Source organism: Ralstonia sp. 1138 (genome assembly GCF_040544795.1).
GTDB classification, from domain to species: domain Bacteria; phylum Pseudomonadota; class Gammaproteobacteria; order Burkholderiales; family Burkholderiaceae; genus Ralstonia; species Ralstonia flatus.
Genome location: NZ_JBEPKQ010000004.1, coordinates 521,876 through 546,881 on the forward strand (window position 1 = coordinate 521,876; position 25,006 = coordinate 546,881).

The 25,006-nt window shown below is 64.5% G+C and carries 23 protein-coding genes; 9 read left to right on the forward strand and 14 right to left on the reverse strand.

The genetic code is table 11. The features are described 5' to 3' along the window. Positions 1–7 precede the first annotated feature (7 nt). From ABIC76_RS20070 to pncB, 3 genes are all read right to left on the reverse strand, one after another. Entirely contained in the window at positions 8–1,417 is a 1,410-nt protein-coding gene (locus ABIC76_RS20070; protein WP_354535006.1) for a sodium:proton antiporter, read from the reverse strand. 141 nt (positions 1,418–1,558) lie between these two features. After that, positions 1,559–2,278, reverse strand: a complete 720-nt coding sequence (locus tag ABIC76_RS20075; RefSeq protein ID WP_316868694.1) for a LutC/YkgG family protein — start codon at positions 2,276–2,278, stop codon at positions 1,559–1,561. Between the two features lie 89 nt (positions 2,279–2,367). After that, positions 2,368–3,537, reverse strand: coding sequence for a nicotinate phosphoribosyltransferase (gene pncB, locus ABIC76_RS20080; protein ID WP_354535007.1), 1,170 nt, complete (start codon positions 3,535–3,537; stop codon positions 2,368–2,370). Between the two features lie 180 nt (positions 3,538–3,717). Between pncB and prfB the strand changes: the two genes are divergently transcribed. From prfB to ABIC76_RS20100, 4 genes are all read left to right on the forward strand, one after another. After that, positions 3,718–4,822 (forward strand): peptide chain release factor 2 gene (prfB, locus tag ABIC76_RS20085; protein WP_139219361.1). Its coding sequence is split into 2 segments (ribosomal slippage): positions 3,718–3,798 and positions 3,800–4,822, totalling 1,104 coding nucleotides; the frame shifts between segments, so codons are not numbered across the junction. 25 nt (positions 4,823–4,847) lie between these two features. Next, positions 4,848–5,588: an SDR family oxidoreductase gene (locus tag ABIC76_RS20090; RefSeq protein ID WP_354535008.1), complete on the forward strand. Its 741-nt coding sequence runs from the start codon at positions 4,848–4,850 to the stop codon at positions 5,586–5,588. A 24-nt stretch (positions 5,589–5,612) separates the two neighbouring features. After that, positions 5,613–7,157, forward strand: coding sequence for a lysine--tRNA ligase (gene lysS, locus ABIC76_RS20095; protein WP_147214205.1), 1,545 nt, complete (start codon positions 5,613–5,615; stop codon positions 7,155–7,157). Positions 7,158–7,425: 268 nt separating this feature from the next. After that, positions 7,426–8,169 carry a glycine zipper 2TM domain-containing protein gene (locus ABIC76_RS20100; protein ID WP_354535009.1) on the forward strand — a complete coding sequence of 248 codons (744 nt, stop codon included), beginning with the start codon at positions 7,426–7,428 and terminating at the stop codon, positions 8,167–8,169. A 79-nt stretch (positions 8,170–8,248) separates the two neighbouring features. Here the strand turns inward: ABIC76_RS20100 and iscX are convergent, their stop codons facing one another. The 9 genes from iscX to iscR all read right to left on the reverse strand — a co-directional run bounded on the left by iscX (position 8,249) and on the right by iscR (position 14,285). After that, a complete protein-coding gene (iscX, locus tag ABIC76_RS20105; protein ID WP_009238557.1) occupies positions 8,249–8,443 on the reverse strand; it encodes a Fe-S cluster assembly protein IscX in 195 nt (64 codons plus the stop codon). Positions 8,444–8,474: 31 nt separating this feature from the next. Next, positions 8,475–8,813: an ISC system 2Fe-2S type ferredoxin gene (gene fdx / locus ABIC76_RS20110; RefSeq protein WP_354535010.1), complete on the reverse strand. Its 339-nt coding sequence runs from the start codon at positions 8,811–8,813 to the stop codon at positions 8,475–8,477. 46 nt (positions 8,814–8,859) lie between these two features. Next, positions 8,860–10,725: a Fe-S protein assembly chaperone HscA gene (gene hscA / locus ABIC76_RS20115; protein WP_354535011.1), complete on the reverse strand. Its 1,866-nt coding sequence runs from the start codon at positions 10,723–10,725 to the stop codon at positions 8,860–8,862. Positions 10,726–10,794: 69 nt separating this feature from the next. Continuing rightward, positions 10,795–11,334 carry a Fe-S protein assembly co-chaperone HscB gene (gene hscB / locus ABIC76_RS20120; RefSeq protein WP_354535012.1) on the reverse strand — a complete coding sequence of 180 codons (540 nt, stop codon included), beginning with the start codon at positions 11,332–11,334 and terminating at the stop codon, positions 10,795–10,797. A gap of 44 nt (positions 11,335–11,378) precedes the next feature. Further along, positions 11,379–11,579, reverse strand: a complete 201-nt coding sequence (locus ABIC76_RS20125; protein ID WP_102064848.1) for a DUF3565 domain-containing protein — start codon at positions 11,577–11,579, stop codon at positions 11,379–11,381. A 10-nt stretch (positions 11,580–11,589) separates the two neighbouring features. Further along, positions 11,590–11,910: an iron-sulfur cluster assembly protein IscA gene (gene iscA / locus ABIC76_RS20130; RefSeq protein ID WP_027677785.1), complete on the reverse strand. Its 321-nt coding sequence runs from the start codon at positions 11,908–11,910 to the stop codon at positions 11,590–11,592. A 26-nt stretch (positions 11,911–11,936) separates the two neighbouring features. After that, positions 11,937–12,338 (reverse strand): Fe-S cluster assembly scaffold IscU, encoded by a 402-nt coding sequence (gene iscU / locus ABIC76_RS20135; protein WP_004635709.1) that lies wholly within the window; start codon positions 12,336–12,338, stop codon positions 11,937–11,939. A gap of 61 nt (positions 12,339–12,399) precedes the next feature. Continuing rightward, entirely contained in the window at positions 12,400–13,617 is a 1,218-nt protein-coding gene (locus tag ABIC76_RS20140; RefSeq protein ID WP_027677786.1) for an IscS subfamily cysteine desulfurase, read from the reverse strand. A gap of 74 nt (positions 13,618–13,691) precedes the next feature. Then, entirely contained in the window at positions 13,692–14,285 is a 594-nt protein-coding gene (iscR, locus tag ABIC76_RS20145) for a Fe-S cluster assembly transcriptional regulator IscR (protein ID WP_354535013.1), read from the reverse strand. A 423-nt stretch (positions 14,286–14,708) separates the two neighbouring features. Between iscR and ABIC76_RS20150 the strand changes: the two genes are divergently transcribed. Genes ABIC76_RS20150 through rbsK form a run of 5 tightly spaced genes read left to right on the forward strand, consistent with a single transcriptional unit; the run spans position 14,709 to position 20,337 of the window. Further along, the gene (locus ABIC76_RS20150) at positions 14,709–15,668 is read left to right on the forward strand and encodes a sugar ABC transporter substrate-binding protein (protein ID WP_354535014.1); all 960 of its coding nucleotides are present in this window, start codon (positions 14,709–14,711) and stop codon (positions 15,666–15,668) included. Positions 15,669–15,697: 29 nt separating this feature from the next. After that, the gene (locus tag ABIC76_RS20155; protein ID WP_354535015.1) at positions 15,698–17,278 is read left to right on the forward strand and encodes a sugar ABC transporter ATP-binding protein; all 1,581 of its coding nucleotides are present in this window, start codon (positions 15,698–15,700) and stop codon (positions 17,276–17,278) included. Further along, positions 17,268–18,275: an ABC transporter permease gene (locus tag ABIC76_RS20160; RefSeq protein WP_102064844.1), complete on the forward strand. Its 1,008-nt coding sequence runs from the start codon at positions 17,268–17,270 to the stop codon at positions 18,273–18,275. The genes ABIC76_RS20155 and ABIC76_RS20160 overlap by 11 nt, the downstream gene beginning before the upstream one ends. 18 nt (positions 18,276–18,293) lie before the next feature. Beyond that, positions 18,294–19,334 carry a LacI family DNA-binding transcriptional regulator gene (locus tag ABIC76_RS20165; RefSeq protein ID WP_102064843.1) on the forward strand — a complete coding sequence of 347 codons (1,041 nt, stop codon included), beginning with the start codon at positions 18,294–18,296 and terminating at the stop codon, positions 19,332–19,334. A gap of 37 nt (positions 19,335–19,371) precedes the next feature. Continuing rightward, positions 19,372–20,337 carry a ribokinase gene (rbsK, locus tag ABIC76_RS20170; RefSeq protein ID WP_316884606.1) on the forward strand — a complete coding sequence of 322 codons (966 nt, stop codon included), beginning with the start codon at positions 19,372–19,374 and terminating at the stop codon, positions 20,335–20,337. Here the strand turns inward: rbsK and ABIC76_RS20175 are convergent. Together ABIC76_RS20175 and uvrB are read right to left on the reverse strand one after the other, a co-directional pair. Continuing rightward, on the reverse strand, positions 20,334–22,418 hold the full coding sequence (locus tag ABIC76_RS20175) for a site-specific recombinase (RefSeq protein ID WP_354535016.1): 2,085 nt from the start codon (positions 22,416–22,418) through the stop codon (positions 20,334–20,336). The two genes, rbsK and ABIC76_RS20175, sit on opposite strands and share 4 nt — an antisense overlap. 160 nt (positions 22,419–22,578) lie before the next feature. Beyond that, positions 22,579–24,669 (reverse strand): excinuclease ABC subunit UvrB, encoded by a 2,091-nt coding sequence (uvrB, locus tag ABIC76_RS20180; RefSeq protein WP_027677794.1) that lies wholly within the window; start codon positions 24,667–24,669, stop codon positions 22,579–22,581. Positions 24,670–25,006 lie beyond the last annotated feature (337 nt).

Here is a 25,006-nt window from a genome sequence, read left to right on the forward strand (position 1 = left end):
CGTTCGGTTAGCGGAAGAAGACGAGGGTCATCAGAACGAAAATCGGCAAGAGAATGCACACGGACCACAGCATGTAGCCAAAGAAGCTCGGCATCTGCAGACCGCGGCTTTCGGCGATGGCCTTGACCATCAGGTTGGGCGCGTTGCCGATGTAGGTGTTGGCGCCCATGAACACGGCCGCGGCGGAAATCGCGGCCAGCGTGGACGCGCCCTCGCTCATCAGCATGGAGGCGTCGCCGCCGGCGGTGTTGAAGAACACCAGATACGTCGGCGCATTGTCGAGGAACGACGACAGCAGCCCCGTCGCCCAGAAGTACATGGCGTTGTTCGGCTGGCCTGCGCTGTCGTTGACGAGATGGACGATGCCTGCGAACGGGCCGTCCACGCCGGCCTTGAGCATGGCAATGACCGGCCCGATGGTAATGAAGATGCCGGCAAACAGCTTGGCGACCTCCAGGATGGGCTCCCAGTTGAATTCGTTGCCGGCGCGTGCGCTTGCCGGGGTGAGCCACAGCGAAAGCAGCGCGATGGCGACCAGCCCGACGTCGCGCACCACGTTCTGCAGCAGCACCTCCGTGCCCATCACGTAGAAGACGATGCCGGGCTTCCACAGCCCACTCATCAGCACAAGGCTCAGAATGCCTGCCAGCAGTACAAAGTTGACGTTGCCCTCGAAGCGCAGCGGGCCCGCGTCGTCCGGTGTGGCGTCAGTGATGTTGGGAAGTTCTTCCTTGCCCGTGTGATGGAAATAGCTGTCGATGACGAAGAAGATCGCCAGAAGCAACACCCACATCGTCAGCGTCTGGCGCCACAGATGCTGCGTGGTCCAGAAGAAATCGACACCTTGCAGGAAGCCGAGGAACAGCGGCGGATCGCCCAGCGGCGTAAGCGCCCCACCGGCATTGGCCACCAGGAAGATGAAGAACACGACCACGTGCGCGCGATGCCGGCGTGCCTCATTGGCGCGCAGCAGAGGCCGGATCAACAGCATCGCGGCGCCGGTCGTCCCCATGATGCTCGCCAGCGCCGTGCCAAGCGCGATCAACCCCGTATTCAGCTTTGGCGTGCCATGCAGATTGCCGCGAATGCAGATACCGCCCGCAACAACGTACAGCGCGGCGATCAGCGCGATGAAGGGAATGTACTCGGCAAGGGCCGCGTGATTGACGGAAGCGATGGCCGCCTCCGTGCTAAACGCGATCCCAAACGGCACCAGAAGCGCCAACGCCCAGGCCGCTGCGATCTTGCCGTAATGGTCGTGCCACAGCTTTGGCGCGAGGAGCGGTGCGATCGCAATCGAGAGCAGGATGCCCGCGAATGGCACACCCCAGAGCAGGGACAATTCCGCGCCGTTCACATCAGCGGCGCGCGCCAGGCCACAGACAAACAGGAAGACAAGGGGCCAGAGGCGTTTCACGTAGGCGTTCTCCTAATCGCGGGCGCACACCGCAAATGCGGCCGCGCCACACAAACAAAGACGCCAGTGTAAACGCCAGAGGTCTGTCGGCCCCTAAACATCCACAGAGGTTTGATGCAGCAAGGAGCCCCGAAAGCTGTCTCAGGCAGCCGTCACCACAATCACGTGCACGCGATACGGGCCGTGTGCGCCGAGCACGATGGTCTGCTCAATATCGCCCGTGCGCGATGGGCCGCTGATGACGTTGGTGGCGCGCGGCAGCTCGCCCCGCTCCGCACGCATCAGCGTATAGGCGTCTTCCAGATTCGCGACGATGCGCGACTGCGGCACCACGGCGATATGCGTCTCGGGCAGCAGCGCCGTGGAGGCGACGTTCTCCGGCCCCGACAGCAGCATCAGCGAGCCCGTCTCGGCAATCGCGCAGAAGCAACCCGTAATGCCAACGAGATCGCCGTGTTCCAGATCGGCTTGCGCCTCACGCACGGGCGGACGGAATTCGATGTCGATGCCCGCAGCCGCCCAGTCCAGCGATTGCAAGGTGGTCCAGGCCACCGCCTGAGGCTTGAGACTAAGGCCGGCCAGATAGCGAGCCACAGCGCCCGGCACGTCGGATAGCGCGTCCACCGTATCCAGCGTCGAGGCCATCTTCAGTGCCTGCTCGGCGAAATGCGCGGCGAGATCCTCCGGCATTGGCGGGCGTGGGCCGGCGGGATGGCGCGCGAGGTAGTCCGCCACGGCGTCGCGCTCACCCTGCGTCGGTTTCGCGGGACGATGCTGCGCATTGCGGATGCGCGCAAAGATGGCATCGCGTGCGCGGCTGGTGTCGAGCGGATCGACGGGGGTGTCCGGTTGTGATTCCATGGCGGCTCCGAAAGATCGGTCGATTATACGAGCCACTTTCAGCATGATCCGCCTACGCCGTTGAAACTTATTCGGCGCGGGCGTGAGCCTTATTGCACACCAAACACTTGCTTCAGATACGTGAGGTAGGCCGGATCGTCGCACATGGTCTTCTCAGGCGCATCCGACAGTTTGGCCACCGGCTGGCCGTTGCAGCGGACCATCTTGATGACGATCTGCAGCGGCGTGTAGCCCAGGTCGTTTGTCAGATTGGTCCCCACGCCAAACGCCAGCTTGCAGCGACCGTGGAAGCGCTCATACAGGCCGATGACCTTGGGCATATCGAGACTGTCGGAGAAGATCAGCGCCTTGGACTTCGGCTCCGCGCGCATGTCCTCGTAATGTTTAAGCATGCGCTCGCCCCACTCGAACGGATCGCCGGAATCGTGCCGAACGCCGTCGAAGAGCTTGCAGAAGAACATGTCGAAATCGCGCAGGAAGGCATCAAAGCCGTAGGTATCCGACAGCGCGATGCCGAGGTCGCCGCGATATTCCTTGGCCCAGGTTTCCAGCGCAAAGGTCTGGGAATCGCGCAGGCGCGGACCGAGTGCCTGACAGGCCTGCAGGTATTCGTGCGCCATGGTGCCCAGCGGGGTCATACCGTGCTTCATGGCGAAGTAGACGTTGCTGGTGCCCGCGTATTGGGCGCCGAGCTGCGCACGCGTCTCCAGCAGCACATGCTCGTGCCAGGTGTGTGAGAAGCGGCGGCGGGTGCCGTAGTCGGCAATGCGGCATTCTTCCAGGCCGGGGCGCTTGAGCGACGCCAGCTTGTCGGTCAGGCGGCGCTTGCCCTCCTCCCATTGCGGGTGCGTCTGCGTGCGGCTGAAGAACACCTCGTTGACGATGGCCAGGACCGGCACTTCAAACATGATCGTGTGCAGCCAGGGCCCCGCGATGACGATCTCGATCTGCCCGTCGTTGCTTGCAGCCGGGCGCACGTCGATGTACTTCTCGTTGAGATGGAACAGGCCGAGAAAATCGACGAAATCGCTCTTGATGAAGCGCATGCCGCGCAGGTATTCGAGCTCTGCATCGGTAAAGCGCAGGGTGCACAGGTGACGGATTTCCGCGCGAATCTCGTCAATGAACGGCACCAGATCGACGCCCGCGTTGCGGCACTTGAAGCGGTATTCGACGTGCGCGCCAGGAAAGTGATGCAGCACCACCTGCATCATCGTGAATTTGTACAGGTCGGTATCGAGCAGCGAGCGGACGATCATCGGACAGCGCCAAAAGCCATATGAACTGGCCGTCATGCTAACCGAAGCCACGCGGTACGCCTGCGGCACTGACACAAATCCCGGTCCACGGCCCCGAAAATGGCCGTTTTGGGGTTCCAACCGGACGGGAAACCCCTTGATTCCGCTATAATTTCGGGTTTCCGACCGGATTTTTGCACCATGGAAGCAGAACGCCTCAATGCCGTCCAGAACACGTTGGCCGACCTGAAGTCGCGCGCCGACGACCTTCGGAGGTATCTTTGACTACGACGTCAAATCTGAACGTCTAGTTGAAGTCGACAAAGAACTCGAAAACCCCGAGGTCTGGAACGATCCCAAACGCGCCCAGGAGCTGGGTCGCGAGAAGAAGTCGCTTGAAACCGTCGTGCTGGCGCTGACCAAGCTCGACGAAGACCTCACCGGCGGCGCCGAGCTGTTCGAGCTGGCCCGCGAAGAGGGCGACGACGACACCATCGAAGCCATCGAGGCTGACACCGCGGGCATGCGCGCCATTGTCGAAGACATGGAATTCCGCCGCATGTTCTCTGGCCCGATGGATGCAGCCAACTGCTTTATCGACATCCAGGCTGGCGCCGGCGGCACCGAAGCGTGCGACTGGGCGTCGATGCTGCTGCGCCAGTACCTGAAGTACTGCGAGCGCAAGGGCTTCAAGACCGAAGTGCTGGAAGAGTCCGAAGGCGACGTGGCCGGCATCAAGAGCGCATCGATCAAGGTCGAGGGCGAATACGCCTTTGGCTTCCTGCGCACCGAAACAGGCGTGCACCGCCTGGTGCGCAAGTCGCCGTTCGACTCGGCAGGCGGGCGCCACACGTCGTTCTCGTCGATCTTCGTGTATCCGGAAGTCGATGATTCGATCGAGATCGAGGTCAACCCGGCCGATCTGCGTGTCGATACGTACCGCGCTTCGGGCGCGGGCGGTCAGCACATCAACAAGACGGATTCGGCCGTGCGGATCACGCACATCCCGACCGGCATCGTCGTGCAGTGCCAGAACGACCGCTCGCAGCACCGCAACCGCGCCGAGGCGATGACGATGCTGAAGTCGCGCCTGTACGAGCACGAGCTGCGCAAGCGCCAGGCTGCTGCCGACGCGCAGGAGGCCGCCAAGACGGACGTGGGCTGGGGCCATCAGATCCGCTCGTATGTGCTGGACCAAAGCCGCATCAAGGACCTGCGCACCAACGTGGAAATCTCCAACACGCAGAAGGTGCTGGACGGCGACCTCGACCCGTTTATTCAGGCCAGCCTGAAACAGGGCGTCTGATCCGCGCCCAACCTGAGCGACTGCCATGTCTGACACGTCCCTGTTCATTCTGACCGGTGCCTCGCGCGGCTTGGGCGCCGCGCTGGCCCAGGCGCTCATGCAACCCGGCCACCGACTCATCTGCGTGGCACGCGGCGATAACGCCGAGTTGCGCGCGCAGGCGGCAGCCGCCGGCGTGACCCTCGACTGGCACCAGGTCGACCTGTCCGACGCGCATGCCGCCGAGGCCTGGATGACCAAGACGCTTGCCGCCCTGCCCGCTTTTGCCAACGTGACGCTGGTGCTCAACGCCGGCGCGGTCGAGCCGATCGGCACCATCGATACGCTGCGCGCCGATACGCTGCTGCCGCACCTGCAGCTGAACCTGGCCGGCCCGATGGCGCTGACCGCTGCCCTGCTGCGCGGCACCGCCACGTGGAATGCGCAGCGCCGTGTGCTGGCGATCTCGTCGGGCGCAGCACGCCGGCCGATCGCCGGCTGGGCGGCGTATTGCACCGGCAAGGCGGGGCTCGACATGTTCGTGCGCGCCATCAACGCCGATGGCGACGCCAGCGTGCGCGCCGTGGCGCTGGCCCCCGGCGTGATTGATACCGACATGCAACGCACCATCCGTGGCGCCGACTTTGCCGGCGTGCAGCGCTTCCGCGATCTGCATGCGCATGGCGAGCTGGTCTCGCCGCAAGACGCCGCAGCGCGCATCGCCGCCTACCTCGTCCGCCCCGACTTTGGTGCGACCGAGCTGGACGACCTGCGCAACATCGCCTGAACCGACATTCCTCTCATCACCATCATGACCGAACAGAACAACCCGGCCGAATCGAATACCGCGGCCGCCGTGCCGGCGCAGGACGACAACAAGATCATCGCCGAACGCCGTGAGAAGCTCGCAGAGATCCGCCAGCAAGGCGTCGCGTTCCCGAACGATTTCCGCCCGACGCACCATGCCGGTGATCTGCAAGCCAAGTACCGCGAGCTGGAGCAGGCTGCCCTGGAAGCCGAACCGGTGCAGGTGGCCATCGCCGGCCGCATGATGCTCAAGCGTGTGATGGGCAAGGCGAGCTTTGCCACCGTGCAGGACAGCACCGACCGCATCCAGTTCTACATCAGCCGCGACGCCGTGGGCGAAGACGTCTACGCCAGCTTCAAGAAGTGGGACTTGGGCGATATCGTGGCCGCACGCGGCACGCTGATGAAGACGAAGACCGGCGAACTGTCGGTGGCGGTGACCGAGCTGCGCCTGCTCTCGAAGAGCCTGCGCCCGCTGCCGGGCGACTACTACGGCCTGGCCGACCAGGAACAGAAGTACCGCCAGCGCTACGTCGACCTGATCGTCTCGAAGGAAACGCGCGACACGTTCCGCGCCCGCACCAAGGCCATGGCTTCGCTGCGCAACTTCATGGCCGGCAACGGTTTCATGGAAGTCGAGACGCCGATGCTGCACCCGATTCCAGGCGGCGCGGCAGCCAAGCCGTTCATCACGCATCACAACGCGCTGGACATGCAGATGTTCCTGCGCATCGCGCCCGAGCTGTACCTCAAGCGCCTGATCGTCGGCGGCTTCGAACGCGTCTACGAGATCAACCGCAACTTCCGTAACGAGGGCGTGTCGCCGCGACACAACCCCGAGTTCACGATGATGGAGTTCTACGCGGCCTACACGGACTACCGCTGGCTGATGGACTTCACCGAGCAGCTGATCCGCCAGGCTGCCATCGACGCCTCGGGCACCGCCACGCTCACTTACCAGGGCCGCGAGCTGGATCTGGCCAAGCCGTTCCATCGCCTGACCATCTGCCAGGCAATCCAGAAGTACGCGCCGCAATACACCGACGCGCAACTGGCGGATGTCGACTTCCTCCGCGCCGAGCTGAAGAAGTTCAAGATCGACACCAACGCGCCGCAATTCCTGAACGCCGGCGTGGGTACCCTGCAGCTTGTGCTGTTTGAAGAAACCGCCGAGTCGCAACTGTGGGAGCCGACGTTCATCATCGACTACCCGGTCGAAGTGTCGCCGCTGGCACGCGGCTCCGACACGCTGCCCGGCATCACCGAGCGCTTCGAGCTGTTCATCACGGGCCGCGAAATCGCCAACGGCTTCTCCGAGCTGAATGACCCGGAAGACCAGGCCGAACGCTTCCGCAAGCAGGTCGAACAGAAAGACGCCGGCGACGAAGAAGCCATGTTCTATGACGCCGACTACATCCGCGCCCTGGAATACGGCATGCCCCCGACCGGTGGCTGCGGCATCGGCATCGACCGTCTGGTGATGCTGCTCACCGACAGCCCGAACATCCGCGACGTGATCCTTTTCCCGCACCTGCGCCGGGAAGACTGATCGGTTCGGTCGATCGCCTTCGAAAGACGCCCCCTCGGGGGCGTTTTTTGTTGCCTGCGGATGCGCAAAACCTGCGCCCACCCCGCTATTTGTAACATCGCCTCGTTTCCACAATATGTATCAAACCGCGCCAAATACTTGATTTTCAAAGGAAAAACCTCGGTACAGATGCTTACAAATTAAAACGGCATCCGTTTGGGCGATGAACCACACTGTGATCATCGAAAGGCCGCAACATGAACCAATCACGGGCCGCAGGAGAACGAAGATGAACAACAACATCCAACCGAACCAAGGTCAGCAATACGGTGGCACGTCGCCGGGTCAAGTCCCGTCGTCGTCGCGACGCATGCATCCGCTGATGACGACGGCCGCTGTTGCCGTAATCATCGCCAGCCTGACGGCGGTGGCCGCCATTACCGGCGTGCTGCCCACCTCGAAGGCGACGCAGGGCAGCACGGACCCGAATGTGGCAGCCCAGTCGGCAGCGGCCATGCCGGGCGCTTCGGCACCGATGGCGCTGGCTGCACCGGGCCAGACGACGCAACCGAACCAGGCTGCTCCGTATCCGGCACAAAACGTCGCGCCCGCTCCGGCGCGCACCCGTGAGCCGTCGTACGCGGAGCGCACGCCGCCGGCCAACCCGAGCTATGCGCAAACCCAGCCGCGCCAGTCGGCCAGCCCCTATGCCGGTCACGTGACGTCGGTCACCCCGATCACCACGCAAGGCAAGGAAACCGGCCTCGGCATGATCGGTGGCGCAGTGGTGGGCGGGCTGCTGGGTAACCAGATTGGCCGCGGCAATGGCCGTACGCTGGCGACGGTCGGCGGCGCGGTGGCAGGCGGCTACGGTGGCCATGTGGCGGAAAACTACTACCGCCGCGACACCCAATACCGCGTGAACGTCCGCATGGACAACGGCACGACGCGCAGCTTCATGTACAAGGCTGCCCCGGGCTTCCAGGCAGGCGAACGTGTCCATGTCGAGAACGGGACGCTGGTGGCCGGTTAATCCGGCGTCGCCTTCGCCCAAAAAGAAAAACCGGCCTTCGGGCCGGTTTTTTCATGCGCACGCGTTTGAGGCTACGCGCTTATTCCGCTTCGTCGATCCAGGCTTGCTGGATGGCTTCGAGGAATTTCTCGCCGCCACGCTTGTGGTCATCGTCAAAGCCTTCCAGGGTGACGACCTTGTTGTGCAGGTCGACAAAGTTCAGGCGCGTCGGATCGACGTCAGGGTATTTGTCGTACAGCGCTTCGGCAATCTGCTGGATATCGTTCCATTTCATGATGGGCTCCCTCCTCCGCTGGCCGGTCGGCTCAGTGGTTTTCCTTGGCGTGGTTGATCGTGTACTTCGGAATCTCGACGGTCAGGTCCGTCTCCGCCACCTTGGCCTGGCAGGACAGGCGCGAGTTCGGCTCCAGGCCCCAGGCCTTGTCGAGCAGGTCCTCTTCCTTCTCGGTCGCCTCATCCAGCGAATTGAAGCCCTCGCGCACGATCACGTGGCAGGTCGTGCAGGCACACGACTTCTCGCATGCATGCTCGATCTCGATGTCAGCGCCCAGCAGCGCATCGCAGATGGTCGTGCCGGGCTTGGCTTCGATCACGGCCCCGTCCGGGCAGTATTCGACGTGAGGAAGGACGACGATGTGTGGCATGAAGAAACTCGTTCGATAAGTGTGTTTGCGGAGATGCGATCGGCGATCAGCCGAGCTCCTCGATACGTTTGCCGGCGAGCGCCTTGCGAATGCCGCGGTCCATGCGGCGTGCGGCGAATTCGTCGGTGCCATGCGAGAGGGCATCCACGGCGTCCTTGATCGCGCGGTGGTCTTCGCCCTGCATGGTGGTGCGCAGCGCGGCGATTTCGGCGTCGATGGCGGCACGCTCCTCGGGCGACAGCAAATCGCCATCGGCGGCCAGCGCCTGCGACAGCGCCTCCAACAGGCGCTCGCCTTCAACACGCTCTTCTGCCAGCGCTCGACGGCGCATGTCGTCTTCGGCGGACTGGAAACCTTCCTGCAGCATGCGCGCGACATCGTCATCGGCCAGACCGTACGACGGCTTGACAGTGATCGACGCTTCCACGCCCGACACCGTTTCGCGTGCGGACACCGACAACAACCCGTCGGCATCGACCTGATACGTCACCCGGATGCGAGCGGCACCGGCCACCATCGGCGGGATGCCGCGCAACTCGAAGCGCGCCAGCGAACGGCAATCGCTCGCCAGTTCACGCTCGCCTTGCAGCACGTGGATCGCCATGGCCGTCTGGCCGTCCTTGAACGTGGTGAATTCCTGCGCGCGCGCGACGGGAATCGTGCTGTTGCGCGGGATGATCTTCTCGACCAGGCCGCCCATCGTCTCGACGCCGAGCGACAGCGGGATCACGTCGAGCAACAACCAGTCTTCGCCCGGCGCACGGTTGCCGGCCAGCAGGTTGGCCTGCATGGCAGCACCAATGGCGACCACCTGGTCCGGATCGAGGTTCGTGAGCGGCGTGCGGCCAAACAGCTGCCCCACGGCACGACGGATGATCGGCATACGCGTGGCGCCGCCCACCAGCACGACGCCCTTCACGTCTTCCACTGTCACGCCTGCATCGCGCAACGCGCGGCGCACCGGCGACAGCGTCTTTTGCACGAGGTTGGCAGTCAGTTCGGCGAAGGTCTCGGCGGTCAGCACGAGGTGCACGGTCTCGCCGGTGGAGAGCATCGCGTCAATCTCGGTGCTGTCAGCGGTCGAGAGCCACTCCTTGGCGGCGCGCGCCTTGTTCAGCAGCAGGCGCGTGTCTTCGGCCGAGAGCGGTTGCAGGCCGGCTTGTTCGACGATCCAGCACACGACGCGCTGGTCGAAATCGTCACCGCCGAGCGCGGAGTCGCCGCCCGTCGACATCACCTCGAACACGCCCTTGGTGAGCTTGAGCACCGAGATGTCGAACGTCCCGCCCCCCAGGTCATAGACGGCGTAAATGCCTTCGGCGGCGTTGTCGAGGCCGTAGGCGATGGCAGCCGCGGTCGGCTCATTCAGCAGACGCAGCACGTTCAGGCCGGCCAGCTTGGCGGCGTCCTTGGTGGCTTGGCGCTGCGCATCGTCAAAGTACGCCGGCACGGTGATGACGGCGCCGACAAGCTCATCGCCGAGCGTATCTTCCGCGCGCTGACGCAGCGTGGCGAGAATCTCCGCCGACACTTCCACCGGGCTTTTCACGCCGGCCACGGTCTTCAGCTGCACCATGCCAGGCGCGTCGACAAAGTCGTACGGCGTGTTCTCGATGTGGGCGACATCCTTCAGGCCGCGCCCCATGAAACGCTTGACCGAGATGATGGTGTTTTTCGGGTCGCGCACGGCTTCGGCCTGCGCCTTGTAGCCGATGTGGGCGCCGCCCGTGGGCAGATAGCGCACCACGGAGGGCAACAGCGGGCGCCCCTGATCGTCGGGCAACACTTCCGGCACGCTGCTGCGCACGGAGGCCACCAGCGAGTTGGTCGTGCCCAGGTCGATGCCGACCGCCAGACGGCGCTGGTGCGGTGCGGGCGATTCGCCGGGTTCGGAAATCTGCAGTAAAGCCATGGGGATGTCTCGATTGCGCGGATGGGCTGCCTGCCGGGGCAAACCCAACATTGTCGCAAATTCTGGGTTCTAGTCGTCCAGCCGGTCGATAGCCTCGGCGGTGTCGCGTTCGATCTTCTCGATGAACATCAGTTGGCGCACGGCATCGGCTGCCGCTGCGGTATTGCCATCGCCACCGAGCAGGCCGGACAGCGCCTGATAACGCGTACGTTTTTCCTTGCGCAGCATGCTCAGCAAATCGTCCAGCGCATCCACGTTGCGCTCGGCCTTGGCGTCGCCGAGCGTTTCGCGCCATTCCATTTGCTGCATCAGAAACGCAGGCAGCATGGCCGTGTTGTTCTCGGCCTGCACATCGATACCGCGCAAATGCAGCAGATACGTCGCCCGTTTGAGCGGATCACGCAGCGTCTGATACGCCTCGTTGGCGCGCGTGGCCCATTGCATGGCGACGCGGCGTTCGGCGTCGCCGGCGTGGGCGTAACGATCGGGATGCGCCTGCGACTGCACGGTGCGATAGGCAGCGTTCAGCGCGTCTTCGTCGACCTCGAAGTGTTCGGGCAGGCCGAAGAGGGAAAAATGCGTGGCGTTTGCGGACAAACCGGAATTCATGAATAAAAAAAGCGGCCGCGCCGCCTCGTGTTCCTTCGTGTTCCTTATTCGACCGGCTCACCCCGATCGCACTTCAGGCACTCCACCACCGCGCCGATCTTGCCGGCCCGCCCGGCGTCGGTTTCCGTCCAGGGCCGCAGCTGCCAGGGCGGATCGTGACGCATGTGCTGCCCATGTCCGCAAGCGAGACGGGCGACCCAGTGGCCCTCCTCGTCCCGCTCGAAACCGACAATCGCTTGCTTCAATGTGCCCCGCTCACACGCGGAACGACTCGCCGCAGCCGCACTCGTCCTTCACGTTCGGGTTGTTGAAGCGGAAACCTTCGTTCAGCCCTTCACGTGCGTAGTCCAGCTCGGTGCCGTCGATGTACGGCAGGCTCTTCGGATCGACGATCACCTTGACGCCGTTGGATTCGAAGACCTGGTCTTCGGCGGCAATCTCATCTGCATATTCGAGCTTGTAGGCGAGGCCCGAACAGCCCGTGGTCTTCACGCCCACGCGCAGGCCCACGCCCTTGCCACGGCGGGTCAGGTAGCGGGAAACGTGCTGCGCGGCCTTGTCGGTCAGGGTGATCATGCTGCGTCCTTTCTATCCAAACGGGCTCAAGCAGCCTTCTGCTCGGCCGAACCGTGCTTTTCCTTGTAGTCGGCAACGGCCGCCTTGATGGCGTCTTCAGCCAGGATCGAGCAGTGGATCTTCACCGGCGGCAGTGCCAGTTCTTCAGCGATGGCCGTGTTGCGGATCTCCAGCGCTTGGTCCAGGGTCTTGCCCTTCACCCATTCCGTCACCAGCGACGACGAAGCGATGGCCGAACCGCAGCCATAGGTCTTGAACTTTGCGTCTTCGATCACGCCCTGCTCGTTGACCTTGATCTGCAGCTTCATCACGTCGCCGCAAGCCGGCGCGCCGACCATGCCGGTACCGACCGTGTCGTCGCCCTTCTCGAACGAACCGACGTTGCGCGGGTTTTCGTAATGGTCCAGAACTTGGTTGCTGTAAGACATTTCACACCTCTTTCAATCGTTGGCTGGCGCGGGGGCGCCCGTTATTCGTCAAACGCCGCGCTCAGTGCGCCGCCCATTGAATGCTGTTCAGATCCACGCCGTCCTTGTACATCTCCCACAGCGGAGACAGGTCGCGCAGCTTGCCGATCTTGCTCTTGAGCAGCTCGACCACGTAATCGACTTCTTCTTCGGTCGTGAAGCGGCCCACCGTGAAGCGGATCGAGCTGTGTGCCAGTTCGTCGTTGCGGCCCAGGGCGCGCAGCACGTACGACGGCTCCAGAGAGGCCGAGGTGCAAGCCGAGCCCGACGACACGGCGACATCCTTGATTGCCATGATCAGCGACTCGCCTTCGACAAAGTTGAAGCTGATGTTCAGGTTGTGCGGCACACGGGCTTCCATGTCGCCGTTCACGTACACCTCTTCCATCGTGTTCAGGCCGCGGTACAGGCGATCGCGCAGCATGCGGATGCGCTCGTTCTCGGTCGCCATTTCCTCCTTGGCGATGCGGAAAGCCTCACCCATGCCGACGATCTGGTGCGTGGCCAGCGTGCCCGAACGCATGCCGCGCTCGTGGCCACCACCGTGCATCTGCGCTTCGATGCGGATACGCGGCTTGCGGCGCACGTACAGGGCACCGATGCCCTTCGGCCCATACGTCTTGTGCGCCGAGAACGACATCAGGTCGACCTTCAGTTTCTGCAGGTCGATTTCCACCTTGCCCGTGGCCTGCGCAGCGTCGACGTGGAAGATCACGCCCTTCTCGCGGCAGATTTCGCCCAGCGTTTCGATGTCTTGAATGACGCCGATCTCGTTGTTCACCATCATTACCGAGGCGAGGATGGTGTCGGGGCGGATCGCTTGCTTGAAGACTTCGATGTCGATCAGGCCGTTGTCCTTCACGTCCAGGTACGTCACTTCGAAGCCTTGGCGCTCAAGCTCACGCGTCGTGTCCAGCACAGCCTTGTGCTCGGTCTTGACGGTGATGATGTGCTTGCCCTTGCTGCTGTAGAAGTTGGCAGCGCCCTTGATGGCCAGGTTGTCGGACTCGGTGGCACCGGACGTCCAGACGATTTCACGCGGGTCGGCATTCACCAGCGCGGCAACCTGCTCGCGCGCAGTCTCGACCGCCTTTTCGGCTTCCCAACCAAACGGGTGGCTACGCGAGGCCGGATTGCCGAAACTCTCGCGCAGATACGGGATCATCTTGTCGACCACGCGCGGATCCACCGGCGTCGTCGCGGAATAGTCCATGTAGATGGGAAGCTGCAGGGTGCTCATATCTTGTCTGCCTTATGTGGGGGGCGATGTTCTTGTGTGGCGCCGGCGTCGTGGCCAGCCTCACGCTGGCGCAATTACGACTGCGCCAGACTGAAAACGGAGTTGACCAGCGGGGCGCGCTTGACCGGTTCGGCGGCGACCGAGGCGGCGGCCGGCGTGTCGACGGTGCGCGCGCGTGCCGGGGCACGTTCGCGGCGAGCCGGACGCGCTTCACGCATGTCCTGGATCACTTCGGGCTGACGCTCGCGTTGCTGATCCACCAGGTTCTGCAGCGACACCGAATCGAGATACTCGACCATCTTCTGATTGAGGGTGGCCCACAGGTCGTGCGTCATGCACCGGCCCGTATGGCCGCCGACATGCTCTTCGCCGCCGCAGTTGCCCTTGCCGCCGCATTGGGTCGCATCGAGCGGCTCATCCACGGCAATGATGATGTCGGCAACGGTCACGTCGTCGGCACGGCGCGCGAGGCTGTAGCCGCCGCCGGGACCACGCACGCTTTCCACGATTTCGTGGCGGCGCAGTTTGCCGAACAGCTGCTCCAGATACGACAGCGAAATTTTCTGACGCTGGCTGATGCCAGCCAGCGTGACCGGGCCCTGCTCCTGGCGTAGCGCCAAGTCAATCATGGCGGTGACCGCGAAGCGGCCTTTGGTGGTCAATCTCATGGCGTCGGGGAAATACCTGATCGTTTTGCTCAAGTATAAAGGAACCCGACAAAATCGGTCAACTAAGGTGTCGGGGGATTCCGCGTCGCAGCAAGGGGATTTGCAGAGCCCGAAAAACGGGGTGGCTACGCGGCAGGCCGTATTGTGGACTAAAACAATCAACCACGTCCGATAGGGCTATCCAGCCACTCCCGCAACGCAACTTGGATATCCGTCTCGAACGCCGCGTCACTGCGGGTTTTTCCTTATGCGGTGAAAAGCGCAATTTCATTGACTTCTGTTACGCGGTAGCCGAGACTGTCAGATACGCAAACGTTTGCGAAGAGCGAGGCGCGATTGCCCTTAGGAATGCCTTACGGCGTGACACGGCAGCGACGCCCGCACCCACCCGCCCCAGACAGGCCTCTTCCTGGAGGAGACACCATGGATATCCGCCGTCGCCGCGCCCTGCAACTTGGCGCGGGCTCTGCCGTCGCTGCTGCTCTGCCGTTCCCGTTTTCGCTCGCGTACGCGGCCAACCAGCCGCCCAAAGTGGCGCTGGTCATGAAATCGCTCGCCAACGAGTTCTTCCTGACCATGGAGAACGGCGCGCGCAAGCATCAGAAGGACCACGCGTCGGAGTACACGCTGCTGACCAACGGCATTCGCGACGAAACCGACACCGCCGGGCAAATTCGCCTGGTCGAGCAGATGCTCGTCGCGCGTGTGGACGCGCTGGTGCTGGCGCCGGCCGACTCCAAGGCGTTGGTGCCGGTCGTCAAGAAGGCCGTGGACGCGGGCATTCTCGTCATCAACATCGACAACCGGCTCGACCCGGCGGCGCTCAAGGAAAAGGGCCTTAACGTGCCTTTCGTGGGGCCGGACAACCGCAAGGGTGCGCGACTGGTGGGCGACTTTGTTGCCAAGTCGCTCAAGCCGGGCGATGCCGTGGGCATCATCGAGGGCATTCCGACCACCACCAATGCCCAGCAGCGCACCGCCGGCTTCAAGGATGCGGCCGAAGCCGCCAAGCTGAAGATCGCCGGCGTGCAGTCGGGCGAGTGGGAAATCGACAAGGGCAACAAAGTGGCGGCCGCCATGCTGCGCTCCGAGCCCAACCTGAAGGCGCTGCTGTGCGGCAACGACAACATGGCGATCGGCGCCGTATCGGCGGTGCGCGCGGCCGGCAAGCTGGGCAAGGTGCTGATTGGCGGCTATGACAACATCGACGCCATCAAGGCCATGCTGGCTGACGGGCGTGTGATTGCGACGGCCGATCAGCACGCCGATCAGCAAGCCGTCTATGGCATCGAGACCGCCCTGAAGGCATTGGCCTCCAAGACGCCGCAGGCGAAGCTGTCAGGTGTCGTCGAGACACCGGTCAACCTCGTCACGCGTTCCTGATCCTACAGACCGGCCAGCCGCCGCCAGCCATGTCTGCCGCTTACGAACCGCGCACGCCGCTGCTGCGCGTCTCCGCGCTCAGCAAGCACTACGCCGCCCCCGTGCTGCGAGATATCGATCTCGACGTGCACGCGGGCGAGGTGCTTGCGCTCACGGGAGAGAACGGCGCCGGCAAGAGCACGCTCTCCAAGATCCTCTGCGGGCTGGAGACGGCGACTTCCGGGTCGATGACGCTGGCCGGCGCGCTGTACGCACCCGAGTCACGCAACGCAGCCGAAGCGCTGGGCGTACGCATGGTGCTGCAGGAACTGAGCATGGTGCCGACGCTGACGGTGGCCGAGAACCTGTTCCTGGGCGACCTGCCCCGCCGGCTTGGTTTTGTGGACCGCTCCACATTGCGCCATCGGGCCGAACAGGCGCTCGCTCGCGTCGGCCTCGACCTCGACCCGTGGACGCCCGTCCAGACGCTGGGCATCGGCCACCGGCAGATGATCGAGATTGCCCGCGCGCTGGCGAGCGCATGCCGTGTGCTGATCCTCGACGAGCCGACGGCAATGCTGAGCGCGCACGAGAGCGCCACGCTGTTCGAGCGCATCGACGCGCTGCGCCGCGAAGGCGTGGCGATCATCTACATCTCTCACCGCCTGGACGAACTCGCGCGCATTGCGGATCGCATCGTCGTGCTGCGTGACGGCAAGCTCGTGACCGATGCGCCGGCTGCGACCGTCACGCAGGATGCGCTGATCCAGGCGATGGTCGGTCGCGACATGGCCGCCGCATCCGAAACAGAACGCACCGCGCGCGCGCCGTGGCCCGGTGACGGCTCACCGGCGTTGCGGGTGACCGGCCTCACGCGTGCGCCGGCCGTGCGCGATGTGAGCTTTGACGTCGCGCCGGGGGAAATCTTTGGCATCGCGGGGCTGGTCGGCGCGGGGCGCACGGAACTGCTGCGGTTGATCTTCGGTGCGGATCGCGCAGACGCGGGCACCGTCGAAGTGGGCTCGCCGCTGGCACCTGCGCGCATCCGCTCGCCCGGCGATGCGGTACGCCACGGCATCAGCCTGCTCACCGAAGACCGCAAGGACGAAGGGCTGATGCTGAGCCTGCCCATCGCCACCAACATCGCGCTGGGCAACATGCCTGGCGTCACGAAGCGCGGCTGGCTGCAACCCGCGCAAGAGCGTGCGCTGGCGCAGCGGCACATCGGCGCCCTGCGAGTCCGGTGCGCGGGTCCGGAGCAGCCGGTGGGTGAACTGTCCGGCGGCAATCAGCAGAAGGTGGCCATCGCCCGCTGGCTGGAGCGCGACACGCCCGTGCTGCTGTTCGATGAGCCCACGCGAGGTGTGGACGTGGGCGCCAAGTTCGACATCTACACGCTGCTCGAGGCGCTGGCGGCGCGAGGCAAGGCGCTGGTCGTGGTGTCGAGCGATCTGCGCGAACTCATGCAGTTGTGTGACCGCATCGGCGTCATGCGCGCCGGGCGGCTCACCCACATCTTCCAACGCGGTGGCTGGAGCCAGGACGCCCTGCTCGCCGCCGCCTTCGGTGAATCGGAAGAAGCCGAGTCACCTGCACCCCAATCCCCCTCGGAGACCGCTGATGCGCTCTGATTCCACCCTGCCCCCGGCACCGCCCGCAGGGACCGCCGGCACGCGCGCGGCGCTCGGCATGTCGCTTGGCACCATCGGCGGGTTGCTCGCTGCGCTGGTCGCCATGCTGGTGCTGTTCGGCACGCTGTCGCCGACGTTCTTCTCGCTGCCCACGTTCACAACCATCGCCAACGAGATCCCCGACCTGCTGGTGATGGCGGTGGGCATGACGTTCATCCTGATGATCGGCGGCATTGATTTGTCGGTGGGCTCGGTGCTGGCGCTGTCGGCTTCGGTGCTGTCCGTGGCCATGACCAAGTTCGGGTGGAGCTTGCTGCCCGCAGCGCTGGCGGGCGTGACGCTGGCCACGGCGGCCGGCATGCTGACCGGCGCGGTCACGGTCCACTGGGGCATTCCGTCGTTCATCGTGTCACTGGGCGTGCTGGAAATGGCGCGCGGCCTCGCCTACAGCCTCACCGATTCGCGCACGGTGTACATCGGCAGCGCGGTCGACTGGCTGGCCAACCCCATCGCGCTGGGCATTGCGCCGTCGTTCCTGATTGCGATTGCGATCACGGTAGTTGGCCAGATCGTACTGGTGCGCACCGTGTTCGGCCGCTACCTGGTGGCCATCGGCACCAATGAAGAAGCCGTGCGGCTGGCGGGCGTGAACCCCCGCCCCTACAAGATTGCGGTGTTCGCGCTGATGGGGCTGCTCTCCGGCCTGGCTGCACTGTTCCAGGTATCACGCCTGGAAGCCGCCGATCCGAACGCCGGCGTGGGCATGGAGCTGCAGGTGATCGCGGCCGTGGTGATCGGCGGCACGAGCCTGATGGGCGGGCGTGGCTCGGTCGTGCGCACGCTGTTCGGCGTGCTGATCATCTCGGTGCTCGAATCGGGCCTTGCGCAGATCGGCGCCTCCGAGCCCACCAAACGCATCATCACGGGCGCGGTCATCGTCGCGGCCGTGGTCATGGATACCTATCGCAGCAAGCGCAACCGCAGCAAGCACCATTAAGAGACAGAGGAGATCGTCATGGCAACCATCAAGGACGTGGCCGCACTGGCCGGAGTTTCGTTCACCACCGTCTCGCACGTCATCAACAACACAAGGCCGGTCAATGCCGAAACGCGCAAGCGCGTGGAAGAAGCCATCCGGGCCACGCGCTATGTGCCCAGCGCCGTGGCACGCTCGCTCAAACACCGCACCACGCGCACGATCGGCGTGCTGGTGCCCACCGCCACCAACCCGTACTTTGCGGAGCTGGCGCGGGGCATTGAAGACGTGTGCGCCGCTGCCGGCTACAGCGTCATCCTCTGCAACTCCGACGACGACCCCCGCAAGCAGCGCGACTACCTGCGCGTGCTGATGGAAAAACGCGTCGACGGCATCATCGTCAGCAGCGCAGGGCCCGACACGGCATTGATCGAAGCGCTTGGCGAATCCGCCCTGCCCATCGTGATGGTCGACCGCCCCACCGAAGGCATCCAGGCCGATCAGGTGCAGGTCGACCACGAAGAAGGCGCCTATATTGCGACCAAGCATCTGCTGGAACTCGGCCACCGCCGCATCGCCTGCATCAGCGGGCCGTCGTCGCTGAGTGTGACGGCAGAGCGTCTGGCCGGTTTCCACCGCGCGCTGCGCGAAGCCGGCGTGCCGGAAGCCTCTGCCCGCATTGCCGAAGGCGATTTCACCAGCCCCGGTGGCTACCGCGCCGCGCGCCAACTGCTAACTGAAGGCGAGATGCCCACCGCGATCTTTGCCGGCAACGACCTGATGGGCATCGGGGCACTGCGCGCCGCTGCCGAATTGGGCATTCCCGTTCCGAAAACGCTGTCGGTGATCGGCTTTGACGACATCGAACTGAGCCGCTACGTCTACCCGGCGCTGTCCACCGTCGGCCAATCGATCCGCCAACTCGGCGAGACCACTGCGCAGACGCTGCTCGAGCATCTCGGCGACAACGCCCTGCGGCATCCTGTGGAGGAGCCGCGTGCGCGCCGCATCGTACTGCCGCCGCGCCTGTCTCTGCGCGAGTCGACCGCCGAGCCTGAGCGCCCGGCACGCGCCGCCTGATTCCGCATTCCTTTCACGCTTTCAACGTAGTCCCGACATGGTGGCCAAGCGCCCTTCCGCCTCTTCCGCGCACCCCGCTGCCGACGTGCTGATCGTCGGCAGCCTGAACATGGATCTCGTGATCCGCACGCCCCGCTTGCCGCGTCCCGGGCAAACGGTTGCAGCCCCTGCGCTGGAAACCATCCCAGGCGGCAAGGGCGCCAATCAGGCCGTGGCAGCCGCCCGCCTGGGGGCCCGCGTCGCCATGCTCGGCTGCGTGGGGGATGACGCGTACGGCACCGCGTTGCGCGACGGCCTGCGCCGCGAAGGCGTCGACACATCGATGGTGTCGGTGCACGCCGGGGCGGCCACCGGCATCGCGTGCGTGACCGTGGCCAACAGCGGCCAGAACACCATCGTCATCGTGGCCGGCGCCAACGAGTTGCTGACGCCCGCCATGATCGAAGCGCAGCGTGCCGCATTCGAGCGCGCGCGCGTGATCGTCTGTCAGTTGGAGTCCCCACCGGATGCGGTGGAATGCGCGCTCAAGCTGGGCCAGCGGCTCGGCAAGACGGTCATCCTGAATCCGGCACCCGCGACCGGCCCATTGCCGACCCCGTGGATCGCTGCCTGCGATTACCTCATCCCGAATGAAACCGAAGCCGCGTTGCTCACGGCCCGGCCGGTGGATTCGCCAGAAGGCGCGCTGGATGCCGCCGCGGATCTCCACGCGCAGGGTGCGCGGCGCGTGATCGTCACGCTGGGCGCGCGCGGCGTTGCTTACGTGGATGGCGATTCGCGCTTGCTGATGCCCGCGCCCGTTGCACAGGCCATCGACACCACCGCTGCCGGCGATACGTTTGTCGGCGCACTGGCCGCGGTTCTGGCAGAGGGCGCAGCGCCCAGTGCCGCCATCGCGTTTGGGCAGGCTGCGGCGGCCGTGTCGGTCACGCGGCTTGGCGCGCAGCCCTCCATTCCGTTCCGCAGCGAGTTGGGCGCACCTGTCGCGCCCGCAGCCCACTAGACCGGCGTGCTGGCGCTCGGCGGCGTGCTCGCAGTCGGGGCACGCGGCACGAGCAGGCACAGCGGATCCCGCAGGATGCGGCGCCACACGGCGCCCGTCACGCGCTTGCGGTCGACCCCGCGCAGGTTGCGCGAGCGCATCGCCATGTTGAAAGCCAGCGCAAACGAGACCAGGACGTTCAGCACGCCCATCAGCGCAATGCCGGCCACGGCCAGCCAGAACGCCGTGGTATGCATGACGCTCGGGCCCAGCACGCCCACGGCGGTGGCCACCGCGCCGGTCGACAGCGTGACGTGACGCACCTCCATGTGCGGGCCGAAAAACGACAGGATCTCGGGGCCCAACCCCAGCATGAAGCCCAGCGAGACGTTAGCGACAATGCCCGATAGATTGCGCTTCCAGAAGCTCGCAATACGCTGCGCACCCTGCGTGCCGACCATGAACCGCAGGCGCCGGTGGTAGGCAATCACGTCGTGCACGCGGTGCAGCGCAAACCAGTTGTCGGCCCAACCTGCCGCCAGGCTTGATGCCCACAGCAGTACGCCCGTGAAGATGGCGTACAGCGGCGTCGGTCCAAGAATGGAAAACGAATCGATGGTCGCCATCGCCTTCGCCGCCGAAATCAGATCCGCATGGAAGAACCGCCCGGCCAGCCACTGCACCACAAAAGCCACCGGCGCCACTGCCACCAAGTTGCCCGCAATCGCTGCCGCGTTCGAACGGATCATGGCGACGGTATCGTCGACAAAGCGGTCGAGCCCTTCCGGACGGCTCACCTGGTCGAGCCGGTGCGCCAGCGCGGGCGCCGTCATGGCGGGCTGCTTGGTCGCCAGCGTGAAATGCGCGAAATGGATGCCGAGAAAGCTGACGGCATAGTTGATCGACGCGAGCAGCCCTTCGGTAAAGCGCGACAGGTGCGCTCCGGTGATGAAGAACTTGATGTACACGGTGGCCGCCGTGATGACGCCGCCGCCGGCCGCCGCCTTCACCATCGCGCCGTATTCCTTGCCGTCGCGCGTAATGTAGTGCTCGCCGCTCTCAGCAGACCGCTCGACCACCTTGCGCGCCAGATCGGCAAACGTGGAGCGGATCAGATAGCCAACGCTGCGGCGGTGTTGGCTGGCCGACACCAGCTCGGCCGTCATATGCACGAAGCGGCGTGAGCCCTGCGTGTCCGCCCACGCGGTAAGTAGCAAATCGATTCGGCCCAGCCAAGCCTTCATCCGCTCGACCTGGAAGACAACTTCCACCGAGACGCCGTTCTCATCCAGATGCTGATACACGCTGGCCGTCGCCGTTCGGCAACGGTCCAGCACGGCGCGGAAATAGTTGAGTTCCTGCAGGAACCGCTCGGGGCTCGCCAGCGCGGCGTTGGGCCGCTCAAGGAAGATCGCGTTGGCTGCGTCAGCCAACAGGTAGAACGGCGAGTCGGTCAGCTCCGCATAGTCCATGCGGCTGCGAATGCCGCGCGACAGCCCCGCCGCGCGCACCTGGCTGACCAGGATCTGGATGCCGATGCCAAGGCTGCGCTCCAACCGTGTCTGGCCCGCCGCGTGCTCGTCATCGGTCATCCCCGCACGGAACAGCGCGTAGAGGCGCGTGACGAGTTCGTCGTCGAGGCCATCGACCCACTGCGCGTCGGTCGGCCCGACAAACATCAGCGCAAACAGCGTCGCCAGCTGGGGCTGGTTCGGTGCCGGCGGCAGCAGGCGCGCCTGCCAGCGGTCAAGCAACTCGCTCCAGAAGCCTGCGCGGGACGACAACCCCGTATCGCACAGCAGCGACACCGGATCGTTGTCCTGCACGATGCTGCGCAGTGTCCGCCCGACGCGTTCAGCCACCGCCGGATTGTTCTCCAGCACCTGCAGCAGATAACGCAGGCGGGCATAACGCCAGGATTCCGACGCGGCCCCCGCTGGCCGATCCGCACGACGCAACCAATAGGCCAGCTCGATCAGCCATTCGTTGCGCTCGGCCAGACTGCGCGTGGGCTCGAACTGCGCCAGGATGGCATCGAGTTGATGGCTGGCGTGCCGGGACGCGCGCCACTTGCGCCACGGGTTAAGCAAAAAATTGAACATCGAACTCCCTTGATGGCAGACGCGTGCAGCAGGCGCTGCAGCAGGTGCCGGCTCCCCAGTCAGGCGACGCGCACGGCCCGAATTTGATCTGAAATGACGTCAACAGCAACCCCTGCCACCTGCAACGAGGTGGCGGGGTTTCAAGCGGCGACCGCGCGGTTCAGGCGGCCGGAACGATGTGGTCTTCGCCGCTCGCCCCAAAGAGCTGCGACTTGAGCTTGGCAAGCTGATCGCGCACCGCCGCCGCCTTTTCGAATTCGAGATTCTTGGCGTGGTCGAGCATCTGTTTTTCCAGGCGCTTGATTTCCTTGGACGCCTGCTTCTCGCTCATGTCTTCGTACTTGGCGGCCTCTTGCGCGGCCTTCAGTTCCGCGCGCGCATCGTCGACGTTGTACACGCCGTCGATGATGTCCTTGATGCGTTTGACCACGCCGCGCGGTGTGATGCCGTGCGCCTCGTTGTGGGCGATCTGCTTGGCACGGCGGCGCTCGGTTTCGTCAATCGCCTTCTTCATTGAATCGGTCATGCGATCCGCATACAGGATGGCGGTACCGTTCACGTTGCGCGCGGCGCGGCCGATGGTCTGGATGAGCGAGCGCTCGGCGCGCAGGAAACCTTCCTTGTCCGCATCCAGGATCGCCACGAGCGATACCTCGGGAATGTCCAGCCCCTCGCGCAGCAGGTTGATGCCGACCAGCACGTCGAAGGTGCCCAGTCGCAGGTCGCGGATGATCTCCACGCGCTCGACGGTGTCGATGTCCGAATGCAGGTAGCGGACCTTGATGCCGTTCTCCGACAGAAACTCGGTCAACTGCTCGGCCATGCGCTTGGTGAGCGTCGTTACCAGCACACGCTCGCCAGCCTCGACGCGCACATGGATCTCAGACAGCAGATCGTCGACCTGCGTCGTGGCCGGGCGCACCTCGATGATCGGGTCGACAAGGCCCGTGGGACGCACGACCTGCTCGACGACTTCCGTGCCCGCGGTCTTCTTTTCGTAATCCCCCGGCGTGGCGGACACGAACGTCACCTGCCGCATCTTGGTCTCGAATTCGGCGAACTTCAGCGGCCGGTTGTCGAGCGCGGAAGGCAAGCGGAAACCGTATTCGGCCAGCGTTTCCTTGCGCGCGCGGTCACCGTTGTACATGCCGTTGAGCTGGCCGATCAGCACGTGCGACTCATCCAGGAACATCAGCGCATCCGGCGGCAGGTAGTCGACCAGCGTCGGCGGCGGCTCGCCCGGCGCAGAGCCGGACAGGTGCCGCGAATAGTTTTCGATGCCCTTGCAGAAGCCCAGCTCCTGCAGCATCTCCAGATCGAAGCGCGTGCGCTGCTCCAGCCGCTGCGCTTCCACCAGCTTGTTTTCCTTGTAGAAGAAATCGAGCCGCTCGCGCAGTTCGGCCTTGATGGTCTCGATGGCCCGCAGCACGGTCTCGCGCGGCGTCACGTAGTGGCTCGACGGGTACACCGTGAAGCGCGGAATCTTTTGCCGCACACGGCCCGTCAGCGGATCGAACAACTGCAGCGATTCGACTTCGTCGTCGAACAGCTCCAGGCGCACCGCCATCTCCGCATGTTCGGCGGGGAAGATGTCGACCGTGTCGCCGCGCACGCGGAAGGTGCCGCGCTGGAAATCCGTCTCGTTGCGCGTGTACTGCATGGCGATCAGGCGTGCGATCACGTCGCGCTGGCTGACCTTGTCGCCCGCGCGCAGTGTCAGGATCATCTGGTGGTATTCGCTCGGGTTGCCGATACCGTAGATGGCCGAGACGGTGGCCACGATCACCACATCGCGGCGCTCCAGCAGGCTCTTCGTCGCGGAGAGCCGCATCTGCTCGATGTGCTCGTTGATCGACGAATCCTTCTCGATGAACAGGTCGCGCTGTGGCACATAGGCCTCAGGCTGGTAGTAGTCGTAGTACGAGACGAAGTATTCGACTGCATTGCGCGGGAAGAACTCGCGGAACTCCGAATACAGCTGCGCCGCCAGCGTCTTGTTCGGCGCAAACACAATCGCCGGACGCCCCACCTGCGCGATCACATTGGCCATGGTGAAGGTCTTGCCCGAGCCCGTCACGCCCAGCAGTGTCTGGTACGACAGGCCGTCTTCGATGTTCTCGACGAGCTGGCGGATCGCCTCCGGCTGGTCGCCGGCCGGCGGATACGGCTGGTACAACTGGAACGGCGAGCCCTCGAAAGTCACGAACTTCGACTCATCGTGCGGGCTGGGGACTTGGCTCAGATCGGTCATGGCAGCGGGTGGGATGGCAGCGCGGGAAGTCGACAAAGTGACTTGCACGTCCTCAGCAAATGAGGACGGCAGCGGCAATTGCAACCAATCGTCTAGTGTAGCGTGCGGCCCGGGCAATCGTTTGGACACCGCGGCGGGACGCATCTGTACCGCCCGTGAAAACGCTTTAGGCACCTGTTCTGCAAGGATTTTTCGGGCGATTAGAGCGTGTATTCGGTACAATCCATCTTCGTGCGCGCCTCGTTGTACATCCGGCGCCGGGCGAGCCGCCCCGGAGTCTGCGCCGCACCGCCTGCAAAATCCCACCGAATTCCGAACCAACCGATCGAGACATCTC

What these genes read in the sequence shown, in the direction of transcription:
- ABIC76_RS20075 (WP_316868694.1), bottom strand. Translation starts at nt 2,278, where the DNA reads ATGGAATCACAACCGGACACCCCCGTCGATCCGCTCGACACCAGCCGC.
- pncB (WP_354535007.1), bottom strand. Translation starts at nt 3,537, where the DNA reads ATGATCGTCCGCTCGCTGCTCGATACCGACCTGTACAAATTCACGATG.
- ABIC76_RS20090 (WP_354535008.1), top strand. Translation starts at nt 4,848, where the DNA reads ATGTCTGACACGTCCCTGTTCATTCTGACCGGTGCCTCGCGCGGCTTG.
- lysS (WP_147214205.1), top strand. Translation starts at nt 5,613, where the DNA reads ATGACCGAACAGAACAACCCGGCCGAATCGAATACCGCGGCCGCCGTG.
- ABIC76_RS20100 (WP_354535009.1), top strand. Translation starts at nt 7,426, where the DNA reads ATGAACAACAACATCCAACCGAACCAAGGTCAGCAATACGGTGGCACG.
- iscX (WP_009238557.1), bottom strand. Translation starts at nt 8,443, where the DNA reads ATGAAATGGAACGATATCCAGCAGATTGCCGAAGCGCTGTACGACAAA.
- fdx (WP_354535010.1), bottom strand. Translation starts at nt 8,813, where the DNA reads ATGCCACACATCGTCGTCCTTCCTCACGTCGAATACTGCCCGGACGGG.
- hscA (WP_354535011.1), bottom strand. Translation starts at nt 10,725, where the DNA reads ATGGCTTTACTGCAGATTTCCGAACCCGGCGAATCGCCCGCACCGCAC.
- hscB (WP_354535012.1), bottom strand. Translation starts at nt 11,334, where the DNA reads ATGAATTCCGGTTTGTCCGCAAACGCCACGCATTTTTCCCTCTTCGGC.
- iscA (WP_027677785.1), bottom strand. Translation starts at nt 11,910, where the DNA reads ATGATCACCCTGACCGACAAGGCCGCGCAGCACGTTTCCCGCTACCTG.
- iscU (WP_004635709.1), bottom strand. Translation starts at nt 12,338, where the DNA reads ATGTCTTACAGCAACCAAGTTCTGGACCATTACGAAAACCCGCGCAAC.
- ABIC76_RS20140 (WP_027677786.1), bottom strand. Translation starts at nt 13,617, where the DNA reads ATGAGCACCCTGCAGCTTCCCATCTACATGGACTATTCCGCGACGACG.
- iscR (WP_354535013.1), bottom strand. Translation starts at nt 14,285, where the DNA reads ATGAGATTGACCACCAAAGGCCGCTTCGCGGTCACCGCCATGATTGAC.
- ABIC76_RS20150 (WP_354535014.1), top strand. Translation starts at nt 14,709, where the DNA reads ATGGATATCCGCCGTCGCCGCGCCCTGCAACTTGGCGCGGGCTCTGCC.
- ABIC76_RS20155 (WP_354535015.1), top strand. Translation starts at nt 15,698, where the DNA reads ATGTCTGCCGCTTACGAACCGCGCACGCCGCTGCTGCGCGTCTCCGCG.
- ABIC76_RS20160 (WP_102064844.1), top strand. Translation starts at nt 17,268, where the DNA reads ATGCGCTCTGATTCCACCCTGCCCCCGGCACCGCCCGCAGGGACCGCC.
- ABIC76_RS20165 (WP_102064843.1), top strand. Translation starts at nt 18,294, where the DNA reads ATGGCAACCATCAAGGACGTGGCCGCACTGGCCGGAGTTTCGTTCACC.
- rbsK (WP_316884606.1), top strand. Translation starts at nt 19,372, where the DNA reads ATGGTGGCCAAGCGCCCTTCCGCCTCTTCCGCGCACCCCGCTGCCGAC.
- ABIC76_RS20175 (WP_354535016.1), bottom strand. Translation starts at nt 22,418, where the DNA reads ATGTTCAATTTTTTGCTTAACCCGTGGCGCAAGTGGCGCGCGTCCCGG.
- uvrB (WP_027677794.1), bottom strand. Translation starts at nt 24,669, where the DNA reads ATGACCGATCTGAGCCAAGTCCCCAGCCCGCACGATGAGTCGAAGTTC.